The sequence below is a fragment of the Nostoc sp. genome, from assembly GCF_036917315.1.
In the GTDB taxonomy this organism is placed as follows: Bacteria; Cyanobacteriota; Cyanobacteriia; order Cyanobacteriales; family Nostocaceae; genus Nostoc.
The window spans coordinates 69,305-80,955 of the sequence record NZ_JBALDR010000058.1 but is presented as its reverse complement, the minus strand read 5'-3'; the positions used below and the strand labels follow the sequence as shown (position 1 = coordinate 80,955).

Sequence of the window (11,651 nt, the reverse complement as noted above, 5' to 3'; positions counted from 1 at the left end):
TTGCACTTGCATCTGACCGAGAGTTCAGCCTTTAATGACAGTAATCTGCTGTCGGGCTGGATTAGTTATTTGCGGGCTGTTTACCGTGATTTACTAATCAACGAATCGCACAAACTCTTCGAGTTGATCCACACGTAACCAAACATTTGGTGTTGGCACTTTCCCAAACTTAATCAGGGCGTAATCACCTTTGATATCCACAATTTCGCCCTTAGTTTCAAACAAATAAGGAGGAAAGCGAGTATCACTGGCTTTAGCCTCCAGACTGTTTTCTAGTTTTTCGCGCACAGCGCGAACCATATCTCCTTTTTTGACTGCCATGAGTTCCTCTCTCAAATTTGTAACGTCTTTTACCTGCATTTTAAAAGAGTTCCGAGTTATAACTCCTAACTCTTGTAAAGACGCGATTAATCGCGTCTCCTAACTCCCCGTAACGTTTGACACTGGGAGCAAAAATGACTAGATCGCCCAGCTAACCTGATCCGTTGAATTGATGTACCACAAACTCGACACGGTTCTCCAGCGCGGTTATAAACCCAGGCTACACCACCATAATTGCCGTTAGTACCTTTAACATTTAAGAAATTACTAAATGTCGTACCACCAGCCTCAATACTGGTTTCTAACACTTGAATTATGGCGGTTCGCAAAAGTTCAATTTGCTTTAGCTGCAAATCTATACACAAGGTTTCAGGTAAAATCCCACTCTTAAATAATGCTTCATCAGCATAGATGTTACCTAATCCCGCCACCACCGATTGATCCAGTAGCGCAGTCTTAATCGGACGGCGACGGTTTTGGAGTTTGCTTGCTAGATATTCAACAGTGAATTCTGGTGAAAATGGATCTGCTGCCAGTTTTGCCAAACCAGTCATAATACTTTCTACAGCAACACCAGGCGGAACCCACCATATTTTACCGAAGGTACGCTGATCGACAAAACGTAATTCCTGCCGATCGCCAAAGAATAATCTAACTCGCGTGTGCTTATGTAGTGGTTCATCTCGATCCAGCCATAATAGTTGACCGGTCATTCGCAGATGAACCCCTAGCCAGCCGGTTGATGAAGGGGAAAATGAGGAGAGTTCGGCGAGGAGATATTTACCGCGACGATGCCAAGCAGCGATCGCATTTTTTTCAATTCCATTAACAAACTCACCAACAGAAAACGGGTAGGCGATGGTGCGATCGAGCAACACATCTCCACCCGTGATTTCTTGATTGAGGGTCAATTGATTTAGACCCCTTCGGACTGTTTCAACTTCAGGCAGTTCAGGCATTCAAGCTGAGTTAAGCAGGCAATTGTGATTTATTTGAGGGATCGAGCTAGAAGAGATGGGGTAGTAACTTACATAGCCGTAGATGGCTCGTATTACTACCCAAAAGAAACCGTAAATACCCGCAGGGCGGCTCTCTTAGATTAGGGTAGGCTAGGACAAAGAATGAATGAACTGAAATTTTCAGACTTCATACTTCAGACTTAACACTACCCTTCATCATCGCATCAAACAACCCCCTTGTAGCTTTGCTGCTATTTTTTCGGTGCTTTAGCCTTTGGTGCTTCAACCTCGACTAATTCATCCTGGGCAAAGTTGTTGGTATTGATACCAGAGTAATTGACCTTTTCAAAGCGGACAATTACAGGGTATTTGATGCCGCTTTGGTCGATGGAAGCCACAGTTCCTAGATCCTGAAACCAGTAGGATTCAGGGCGGAGAATACGTACTTTAGAACCACGTTGAACCATGATTATTTTCCCTTTTAGTTATCAATCGCCAATCTAGAGGGCTAATTGATTTCACTCTACAACCTCAAGGTCGCAGCAAGAGTCTTTGTTAAGTTATTTGTCTGAATTGGTTACTGGGCATGGGGCATTGGGCATGGTGCAGGGGCAGAGGAGAAAGATTTCCTTTCCTGCTCCCATGCTCCCTCATCTCCCCAGCCACATAGCACATCCAAAATTGCAAAAGGTATTAGACCCCACTTGACAAGGTACACGTTATAGCGTACCTTCGTTCGCAAAAGGTTATTTGTGCAAAGCTTATGTTTTAGTTAAGACAAACACACTTCCCTCATTACCTCTGCCGATCCGTAAGTCGTTATCTATATAAGTGATATCTAACCAGCCTTGCTGTTTGTCACTCTTGATGGCAAAATCAATTCCGGGAAATTTTCTACCTTCTTCAATTTGTTGGATAAAAGTTACCGGAGAATTGTATTCTATTAAACGTTGTAAGCCGATAATAGAACGCTCAAATTTCACTTGGACACGCCGACCTGAAACTGGCTCAAATTTAGCAGCAACGCTGACTAATCCTTCTAAAAAAGGTAAGCCATAAATCTCAGCGATGTTGTAAACACTGGTAGTATCTACCCGGATATACTGATAGATTTGACCCAGTTTACATAAAGGTAGACGATCTAAGTTTAAAAGAGCCTTGCTAGTGGTGTATAGTAATCGCCAATTGCCATCTAGCAAATTACTAGCTTCCACCGGACGGGGTGTAGGATTAAAGTCTTCTAAATTGGCGATCGCTACTAAGATAGACTGTTTCTGTTCTTCGGTCGCCAGTAGACCGCGATTTGTACCAGCGATCGCATCCATAAGAGCCGCTTTTCCCATCATCGCCTGTCACCTCAAAAATCACTCACTTTCCATCAGCATAAACAAGATATTAATGACATATATGTAGAGCCATAAAAATTACTAAGAATCGCTTGAACTAAGCCTTATGCTTATTAAATAAAAAAATTTCTATCTGAATGCGGATTTATCAACTAAAGGGTTGAAAAGATAACTAAATTAATCCGTGTCAAGTGATAGACTCTAAATGTCAACTTACGTAAACCTTTTCTTGCCCTGACTCGATATGTTGAACTCTCCATTACGTGAAGCAGCTCGTAACCAACGAGCCGATGTCATCCCCCTAAAGCCAGAGTCCTCTTTGTTGGACTGGTTACAAAACAATGGTCGCATCATCGCGCGTGACGTTCACGAACCGGATTTTCAAGCTGACGAAGAAGGAATAGACTCCCTAATGGGTGTAGATGATGGAATTGGCTACGACCTCGATGATGATGACGATGATGATATAGGAATCGCTGAGAATTAGCCTTTTCAGGCTAGGGACTTGGTAGTATCCCTAGTTACTAGTATTCAATTTTATAAGTGTGGAGTGAAGGGAAACTTCTGTGGACGCTAAATTATCTCCTGAGCAAGGATTAAACATTTCTGGAATCGCTCTAGCCTCTTTATTAGCCGTAGGGCTAGGTACAACAGCATTCTTCTTGGATTCGATGGCCAATCGGCTACCGTGGCAAAGTATGTCGCTAACTCTGCCATTACTGTTGTGTGCGTTGGGTTCAGGTGTGGTGGGCTATTGGGTAATACCTTTACTTCAAGCACTTAAAACTGGACAAATAATTCGTGAAGATGGGCCACAAGCTCATCTAAAAAAGGCAGGCACTCCCACAATGGGCGGTATATTTTTTATACCTGTATCTGTACTGATTGCCTGTATATTGTCTAACTTTTCTAAAGAGGTGCTTGCAGTTTCGGCTTTGACAATCAGCTATGGATTGATTGGCTGGCTCGACGATTGGCAAATTCTGCGCCGGAAATCAAATAAAGGTATATCTCCCCGCACAAAACTAGCTTTGCAGGTGAGTTTTGCGGCTGTATTTTGTCTATGGCTGATGTTTAATCAACCTTCTAATATTACAAATATTGCTTTGCCTTGGGTGAGCTTCACACTACCATTAGGATTCCTATTTTGGCCTTTAGCAGGTTTTGTGCTAGTTGCAGAAAGTAATGCGACTAATTTAACAGATGGTATTGATGGCTTGGCAGCAGGAACAGTTGCGATCGCACTTTTGGCATTAGGTGCTTTAGTCGCACCAACAGCACCAGGATTGATGGTTTTCTGTGCTGCTTTAAGTGGTGGCTGCTTAGGTTTCTTAGCCCATAATCGCAACCCAGCCCGCGTTTTTATGGGAGATACCGGTTCCCTGGCACTGGGAGGAGCTTTAGCTGCTGTAGCACTATTGACAAACACCTTAGTAGGTCTGTTTATTCTCAGTGGTATCTTCTTCGTAGAAACCCTTTCGGTGATGGCACAGGTAAGTTATTACAAAGCCACCAAAGGCCCCGATGGCAAAGGCAAACGTCTCTTCAAAATGGCACCTTTACACCATCATTTAGAACTTACTGGCTGGTCAGAATTGCAAGTTGTTGGAGTGTTTTATATAATCGCAGCGATTTTGGCTACCATTTGTTTAGCGATCGCTCCATTCTAAATGTTTTAAAAACTACTTGAATATAAAAACAACTCCCATATCTTCAGGGAGTTGTTTTTTTATAGAGTAAATTTATAAGTTTCTGATTTCTATGCCAACTAAAGCGCAAAGGATAGTCATAGAGTCAATCTAAAATCTAAAATTGTTTGACTGCTTGCGGTATTCTAAATTCTTTATTCTTCAATTATAAGTATTTACATATTCCCTAACTCGATTCTTCCCTGTTCGCTTTGCCTCAAGCATCGCTTGATTCGCCCGATTTAGAAAATCTTTAACCGTAATCCCTGGTTCTGATACAGCTATTCCAAAAGAAGCGGTGATGCTTTCGAGGAGCCGATCGCCGTCCTTCAATTGCATTTGTTCAATATCTACCCTTAATTGTTCTACTCGCTTTTTGAGCGTTTCCAGTGTCATATTAGGCATCACAATCACAAACTCTTCACCACCCCATCTGCAAGCAATGTCAAAGGAGCGAATAGATTTTAACAGTAACTTTGCTAATCCCTGGAGAACAATGTTGGCAGTCACATGACCATAGCGCGAGTTGTAAGACTTGAAGTTATCGATATCAAGAAAAATAATACTAAGAGGTTGTCCCGATCGTTCAGCTTCAGCTAGCCTTTGTTCCGTTATGCTTTCCATATAGCTTTGATTAAATAGTTGGGTCATCCCATCCCGCAAGTTTTCATGGGTTAGACGTTGTTTGATCGATAGATTATTCAGTGCAATGCCTAATGTCCTAGCAATAATCTCAGAAGTTTGTCGATCTTCTGGACTGATTTCTTCAAGCGCGTCGAGGTGTAAAATCCCAACTACTTCGCCTTCTGCAAACAATGGAACGCATAAATGTGCGCCACTAACTGGCTCTATTAAGTGACTGCAAATTAATCCTGAATTACGAGGCGATAAAAGGTTGAATTTTCCTCTCCGCAATGCCCAACAATCAGATAGTGAAAATATTTCTTTACTGCTTATTTTATCTCCCCAAATCCTATTAATCTGAACATAATTCTTGGAATTAGCAATTATACAGATACAACCACTCATTGTAGGAAACAGCTTGGAACAGGTGAAAGCTACTACTTGATAGACCTCATCTTCAGACTCACAGGAATAAAGCATATCCGCCATATCTGAGAGATATATAAGTTCTCGTTTTTTTGCTTCCAATTCCAGTGTTTTTTCTTCTAGCTGCCGATTTAAGTCAGTTAGCGATCGCTGTGCTTCTATGGATTCTGTAATATCAATACTGATCCCACCGATACGGTAAGCGCCCGTTGCGTAATCGCTAAACGGAAACTTAAATGATAGCCAGTAGCACGGCTGATTGTTACCAAGTATCTTTACCTGTTCAATCAGCTTCAAAGGGCGTAGAGTCTTCAAAACAACTCGATCGTTTTCCATTATCCTCAGCCCCTCTTCTGGATATGGCAAGAATTCACTATCGGTTTTCCCCAACCATTCTTGTGAATCTACCGAAAATCTAGACTGTAGCTCTTGGTTGTAGTAGAGAATTCTAGATTGCTCATCTTTGATATAGGCTGCAAAGGGGCCATGATCTAAAAATAGCTGTTGCATCTGCTGGCTGCGTTGAAGTTCGCGGGTATCTTCTTGAGATTTGGCGATCGCCTCTACAATTTTATAAGCGGTTGGCATTAGGTAGAGTAAAGCAGATAAAGAAATAAACGCCATTACATCAAGTACGCCTAAATGCAGAAGGGACACTGCCATATATGGCTCAAAGATTGCCAGAAAATGATGAAATCCGCAAAATAGTACTAATCCACCTGATAAGAAAAAGGCTAGCCAAAACTTAGAAGGGATAGTTGCCTTAGTTTTGGTAAAGAAAACCCCTATTACTATGGGGATACCAAAGTATGAAAATGCAGTGATGCTGTGAGCAATTGTGCAATTCCAGTAAATAGGCTCCATTACTGACCTGATATTAAAATTTCATCCGCTTCACTATAATTCTGGGTAGTCTTAAGATGTAAGGATAGAAAGGATGATTTCAGTGCCTCATGCCTTAGTTTTACAAAAGTTATCATGGTAACTTTCTGAACGGCTGCTCATGTCACCCCCTTACCAACCTGACTTACCAAGTGAGTGAGTTCGGGTAAAATCAGTTTTTCCATCGCCAGTCTTACAGCATTACTGGAACCAGGAAGCGAGAAAATTAATTTATCTTGATAAACACCAGCAACAGCGCGAGAAGCGATCGCCCGCGAACCAATTTCTTGATAACTTAAAAAACGAAATAATTCACCAAATCCCGGCAAAGTTTTCTCCAGTAACTTCTCAATGGCATCGTAAGTGGTATCTCTTGGTGCAATACCTGTACCACCATTGAAAATTACAGCATCCAAATTTGCACTTTTACCCAGATTTACTATCTGCCCTTGAATTTGTGTTGGTTCATCTTTGATAATCATGTAGGCTCCTACAGCATAGTTAGCACCAAGGAGTAACTGCTGAATTAGCTGGCCACTTTTGTCTGTTTCCAAAGTGCGTGTATCACTGACAGTAACCACAGCACAAGTTACTATAACTCTAGGCGAGTCTGGGTGGGGTTGTGGCATTATATGTCACTCATGAACTTTTAATAATGGATAATTGGGCATGGTAAATGGCGCATTCATTAGAACATGACAATTACCGATGCCCTATGCCCTATGCCCTATGCCTCGTTTTTGCTCAATCCCAGATCGTTTTCTTCAGCATACCGCTCCATGAAGCGCATAAAACGCTCCCATTCTTGGGCAGATTTCATTACATAAAGTGCTTCTAATTCTTCCGGTTTCCCGTTAATAAATTTAGCTTTAACTTCACGGGTAATTATTTCGCCTTCTTCGTCAATCAAGTACATTCCGGTAATATCTTCGGTGGTACCTTGATCTAAAATTTTCGGATTCGTAAAAATAAAGGTCGCTGTACCACTGTCCCCAGTACGCGATCGCGTCAAGCGCACATCTGGAGTTACCTCTTCGTCAAGACCTCTAGAAAACTGGATTTTCGCCATGATGAATGAATTTAAACTTTTGTGATGGTTAATTTAATATTCTCTCATCAATTAGAACACCACGGTCTAGAGGCTGCTGTTATTCAGCTTTTAGTGTATATACTTAAATCGCTTCTTTCTCAAGTAACAAAGTTACGGGACCATCGTTTTCAATGGTAACTTGCATCATTGCACCAAATTTACCTGTTTCCACCTGCAAATTGCTAGCTCTTAACTTGGTAACAAAACGATTATACAAATCTTGTGCCGATTGGGGAGCGGCTGAACGGTCAAAAGAAGGACGGCGACCTTTGCGACAGTCACCATAAAGGGTAAACTGACTAACTACTAACAAATCGCCGCCAATTTCTTGTATAGATTTCTGCCAACGTTCGTCTCCTTCTTCGTCAGGAAACAACCGCAATTCTAAGCACTTACGCACCATCCAGTCAATTTCAGCATCAGTGTCGGTATTAGCAATACCTACCAGTAAATTTAGCCCCCGCCCAATTTTGCCGACAATTTCACCATTAACTGTAACTTGAGATGATTTGACTCGCTGGATAACAACGCGCATTTTAATCAGAAAATTTATCAACGTTTTGATTTTAGAGCAATATATAAAAACTAAAAACAACGAGTGTCTACCACCTGATAAAATTTCTTAATGTTCGATAACGTTTGTAAGTTCCTTGCCGAAACTTTCTCTAGTGACTTTGCCACTTGGCTGTTAGGAGAATCTATTACCCTTACTGAATTAAGCCCTTCTGAACTTTCTCTGGAACCAATCCGCGCCGATGCGCTGATATTGCTTCAATCCGATGAAGTTGTGCTGCATTTGGAGTTCCAAACCCAACCGAAAGCTGATATTCCCTTTCGGATGATTGATTATCGGTTGCGCGTGTATCGCCGCTTTAAAAATAAGCGAATGCGTCAAGTAGTGATTTATCTTCAACAGACAAATTCAGAACTTGTGCAATAAACCACATTCGCTTTGGAAGAAACTTCTCATAGGTTCGAGGTAATTCGTCTTTGGGAGCAACCAACAAGTGTATTTTTGGAGCATCCAGGATTATTACCATTTGCAGTGTTAAGTCAGACAAATAATCGCACTGCTACGTTACAACAAGTTGCTCAGGAAATTTCAGAAATTACCGCTCAACGTATCCAGAACAATATTGCAGCCTCAGCGTTCATTCTGGCTGGGCTAGTATTAGAGAAAGAGATAATTCAACAATTGCTGCGGAGGGAACTTATGCAGGAGTCAGTAACTTATCAAGCTATCCTAGCTGAAGGTATTGCTGAAGGTCGTGCTGAAGGAGTACGACGTGTAGCGACGAATTTGCTTCAAGAGGGAATTTCAGTGGAAATCGTTGCGAAAGTTACGGGGTTATCCGTAGAGCAGGTACAGCAGTTGGTAAATGAAGAAGTTGGTAATGCAGGGGAGTGAAGAAGCGATTTCTACGACGGGCTACGTCTACGCTATTCTCTCATTTTCATTGCTCAAAATTGATGGTGGAGCGATTAGGAACGCATTCCCAGGTGGAACCTGGGAACGAGTATTAAACTTTTAACTTTTGTACAGAGCGTGATTAATCGCGTCTCTCCTAACTTTTATTTGCCAAAGCCTTTACCGCGAGAGGTTGAAGGTAGACAAATGCATTTTTCAAGTTGACTAATTAAAGCCTCACGATCCAAATTTTGACCAATCAGCACTAGTTGATTTTTCAATTGACCTTTCCATTCATCATCATCTAAGGTGAAGCGTTTACCACAAAGGTGGAAAATATGACGCTTTGGACTTTCATCAAACCACATAATCCCCTTCGCTCGAAAGATATTTGAGGGTAACTGGTTATCTAAGAAATACTGAAACTTCCTAATAGAAAAAGGTTTGTCACTTTGGAAAGAGATGGAAGTAAAACCATCATTTTCTAAATGGTCAGAATGATGGTGATGATCGTGATGGTCATGGTCATGGTCGTGATGATCGTGACCGCATGTTGAGTGGTCATGATCGTCATGATGATCGTGATGTTCACGATCGTGATGGTCGTGTTCATCCACCACTGTGTCAAAATATTTATCTGACTCAAACAGACCAACACTGAGAATTAAAGGAAGTGGCACTTGCGATCGCGTAGCGCGAATAATTCTTGCTCCTTCCTTGACTTCGTTAATTTTTCTTTCTAACTCGTTCAAAGTGGCTTCATCAACCAAATCAGCCTTGTTCAGCACAATTACATCGCCATAAGCAATTTGGCTGTATGCTGCCTCAGAGTTAAATAAATCTAGGCTGTAATTAGCCGCGTCTACCACGGTAATAATCGAATCCAAGCGGGTTAAATCCCGCAATTCCGTGCCCAGAAATGTTAAAGCTACTGGTAGCGGATCTGCTAATCCAGTTGTTTCCACTACTAGATAATCTAGATTTTCTTGGCGTTCTAAAACTTTGTAAACTGCATCTACTAAATCATTATTAATAGTGCAGCAGATACAACCATTATTTAGCTCCACCATGTTCTCACCAGTGGAAACAATTAGCTCGTTGTCGATGCCAATTTCGCCAAATTCATTTACGAGAACAGCGGTTTTTAAACCCTGTTGGTTGTTGAGGATATGATTGAGTAAAGTCGTCTTGCCACTACCGAGGAAACCCGTAATAATTGTTACTGGCATTCCTTGTTTGGGCGTATCCATTGCCGAAGATTCGGGTGTAACTGCTGATTGCATAGCGCTGTTATCAAATAGTCAAAAAATAGTAATGTAGCGCAGATAGTCCAGAAAACACTAGCATAGGGATGCTGGACTGTCATCCCAGCTGCTTTACCCTATTATTACGTATCTCTCTATTTCAGCATTACTCTGTTATGACCCTAACCCTTTACAATACCCTCACCCGTCGTCAAGAACCGTTTGAAACAGTCGAAGCAGGCAAGGTTAAGATGTATTACTGCGGCGTGACGGTATATGACTACTGCCATTTGGGTCATGCTAGAGCTTGCATCGTTTGGGACGTAGTACGCCGATACCTCCAGTTTATCGGCTATGAAGTGCGATATATCCAAAATTTTACCGATATTGATGACAAGATTCTCAATCGAGCCTGTGTTGAACATTCATCAATGGAAGCTGTGGCCGATCGCTTTATCAAAGCATATTTTGAGGATATGGCGCGATTGGGAATCAAAGAAGCTGATGAGTATCCCCGCGCTACCCATACGATGAATGGCATTCAGCGGTTAATTCATGAGTTGGAAAATAAAGGTTTTGCTTATCCTGCTGACGGTGATGTGTATTATGCAGTCCGGCAGTTTGCTGAGTATGGCAAGCTTTCGGGACGCAAGTTAGAAGATATGCAAGCCGGGAAAAGCGATCGCGTCAACATAGAAGATCCAGAGTATCAGAAAAAGAAAGACCCCTTTGATTTTGCCTTGTGGAAAGCAGCAAGACCGGGAGAACCCTCTTGGGAATCACCTTGGGGCGCAGGTCGTCCGGGGTGGCATATAGAATGCTCGGCAATGGTGCGCGATCGCCTGGGTGATACCATCGATATTCATGCTGGTGGTGCTGACTTGATTTTTCCCCACCACGAAAACGAAATTGCCCAATCTGAGGCTGTAACAGGAAAACCCCTAGCGCGTTACTGGTTGCATAACGGCATGGTAAAAGTAGATGGTGAAAAAATGTCCAAATCTTTGGGCAACTTTACCACTATTAGAGACTTACTGGATCGAGGAGTTGACCCGATGGCAGTGCGGTTATTCGTATTGACGGCTCAATATCGTACACCAATTGATTTTACCGACGAAGCGATCGCCGCAGCAACCAACGGTTGGCACACCATTAAAGAAGGTTTACTCTTCGGCTACCAATACGGCAAAAAACTTGGCTGGGGAGTGGGAACTGCTTCACTACTCGCTGAAACTGTTGAACGCTTTCAAGAAACCGTAAATAACGACTTTAATTTTCCTGGTGGATTAACAGTGCTGTTTGAATTAGCCAAAGAACTGCGCCGTGAGGGAAATATTATTGTGCATGAAGGGAAAACCGAAACATCACCAGATGAGTTACAGCGTCAATGGCATACTCTCCTCACATTAGCTGGAGTCTTGGGTTTAGAAGCCGAGATAGAAGCCGAAACTCAAACAAGTAATGGTTTAAGCGATGCGGAAATTGAGGCGAAAATTCAGCAAAGGCAAGAAGCACGTAAAGGCAAGAATTTTGCCGAAAGCGATCGCATTCGTAACGAACTCCAAGCAGAAGGTATTACGCTAATTGATAGCCGTGATGGCACGCGCTGGCATCGTAATTAGAGAGGACTGGGAACTAGGAATTGAATTTTTCCCAATGCCCC

The 11,651-nt window shown here is 42.2% G+C and carries 13 protein-coding genes and 1 pseudogene; 5 read left to right on the top strand and 9 right to left on the bottom strand.

What is annotated here, in order from left to right; translation table 11 throughout:
• Nucleotides 1-93: 93 nt before the first annotated feature.
• From V7K84_RS27185 to V7K84_RS27170, 4 genes are all read right to left on the bottom strand, one after another.
• On the bottom strand, nucleotides 94-321 hold the full coding sequence (locus tag V7K84_RS27185; RefSeq protein ID WP_334842728.1) for an NAD(P)H-quinone oxidoreductase subunit O: 228 nt from the start codon (nucleotides 319-321) through the stop codon (nucleotides 94-96).
• Between the two features lie 86 nt (nucleotides 322-407).
• Nucleotides 408-1,280 (bottom strand): DNA-formamidopyrimidine glycosylase, encoded by an 873-nt coding sequence (locus V7K84_RS27180; protein ID WP_334842727.1) that lies wholly within the window; start codon nucleotides 1,278-1,280, stop codon nucleotides 408-410.
• 251 nt (nucleotides 1,281-1,531) lie between these two features.
• Complete coding sequence (locus V7K84_RS27175; RefSeq protein WP_094349537.1) at nucleotides 1,532-1,747, bottom strand: photosystem I reaction center subunit IV; 216 nt, start codon at nucleotides 1,745-1,747, stop codon at nucleotides 1,532-1,534.
• 294 nt (nucleotides 1,748-2,041) lie between these two features.
• Nucleotides 2,042-2,626, bottom strand: a complete 585-nt coding sequence (locus V7K84_RS27170) for a PAP/fibrillin family protein (protein WP_334842726.1) — start codon at nucleotides 2,624-2,626, stop codon at nucleotides 2,042-2,044.
• A gap of 244 nt (nucleotides 2,627-2,870) precedes the next feature.
• Here V7K84_RS27170 and V7K84_RS27165 point away from each other — a divergent pair, with 244 nt between their 5' ends.
• Nucleotides 2,871-3,113 (top strand): DUF3134 domain-containing protein, encoded by a 243-nt coding sequence (locus V7K84_RS27165; RefSeq protein WP_094349539.1) that lies wholly within the window; start codon nucleotides 2,871-2,873, stop codon nucleotides 3,111-3,113.
• Nucleotides 3,114-3,192: 79 nt separating this feature from the next.
• The gene (mraY, locus tag V7K84_RS27160; RefSeq protein ID WP_334842725.1) at nucleotides 3,193-4,296 is read left to right on the top strand and encodes a phospho-N-acetylmuramoyl-pentapeptide-transferase; all 1,104 of its coding nucleotides are present in this window, start codon (nucleotides 3,193-3,195) and stop codon (nucleotides 4,294-4,296) included.
• Between the two features lie 180 nt (nucleotides 4,297-4,476).
• On the opposite strand, the gene V7K84_RS27155 is transcribed toward mraY, so the two are convergent.
• From V7K84_RS27155 to dtd, 4 genes are all read right to left on the bottom strand, one after another.
• On the bottom strand, nucleotides 4,477-6,228 hold the full coding sequence (locus tag V7K84_RS27155) for a diguanylate cyclase (protein WP_334842724.1): 1,752 nt from the start codon (nucleotides 6,226-6,228) through the stop codon (nucleotides 4,477-4,479).
• 137 nt (nucleotides 6,229-6,365) lie between these two features.
• The gene (locus V7K84_RS27150; RefSeq protein ID WP_442941019.1) at nucleotides 6,366-6,875 is read right to left on the bottom strand and encodes a MogA/MoaB family molybdenum cofactor biosynthesis protein; all 510 of its coding nucleotides are present in this window, start codon (nucleotides 6,873-6,875) and stop codon (nucleotides 6,366-6,368) included.
• Nucleotides 6,876-6,973: 98 nt separating this feature from the next.
• On the bottom strand, nucleotides 6,974-7,315 hold the full coding sequence (gene psb28 / locus V7K84_RS27145; protein ID WP_194042354.1) for a photosystem II reaction center protein Psb28: 342 nt from the start codon (nucleotides 7,313-7,315) through the stop codon (nucleotides 6,974-6,976).
• 103 nt (nucleotides 7,316-7,418) lie between these two features.
• On the bottom strand, nucleotides 7,419-7,871 hold the full coding sequence (dtd, locus tag V7K84_RS27140; RefSeq protein ID WP_334842723.1) for a D-aminoacyl-tRNA deacylase: 453 nt from the start codon (nucleotides 7,869-7,871) through the stop codon (nucleotides 7,419-7,421).
• Between the two features lie 90 nt (nucleotides 7,872-7,961).
• Here dtd and V7K84_RS27135 point away from each other — a divergent pair.
• Nucleotides 7,962-8,744, top strand: a pseudogene (locus tag V7K84_RS27135) (Rpn family recombination-promoting nuclease/putative transposase).
• Nucleotides 8,716-8,868, top strand: a complete 153-nt coding sequence (locus V7K84_RS27130; protein WP_334842721.1) for a hypothetical protein — start codon at nucleotides 8,716-8,718, stop codon at nucleotides 8,866-8,868. The pseudogene V7K84_RS27135 and the gene V7K84_RS27130 overlap by 29 nt, the downstream one beginning before the upstream one ends.
• A 40-nt stretch (nucleotides 8,869-8,908) precedes the next feature.
• On the opposite strand, the gene V7K84_RS27125 is transcribed toward V7K84_RS27130, so the two are convergent.
• Nucleotides 8,909-10,027 (bottom strand): CobW family GTP-binding protein, encoded by a 1,119-nt coding sequence (locus V7K84_RS27125; protein ID WP_334842720.1) that lies wholly within the window; start codon nucleotides 10,025-10,027, stop codon nucleotides 8,909-8,911.
• Between the two features lie 137 nt (nucleotides 10,028-10,164).
• Between V7K84_RS27125 and cysS the strand changes: the two genes are divergently transcribed.
• On the top strand, nucleotides 10,165-11,610 hold the full coding sequence (cysS, locus tag V7K84_RS27120) for a cysteine--tRNA ligase (protein WP_334842718.1): 1,446 nt from the start codon (nucleotides 10,165-10,167) through the stop codon (nucleotides 11,608-11,610).
• Nucleotides 11,611-11,651: the final 41 nt, after the last annotated feature.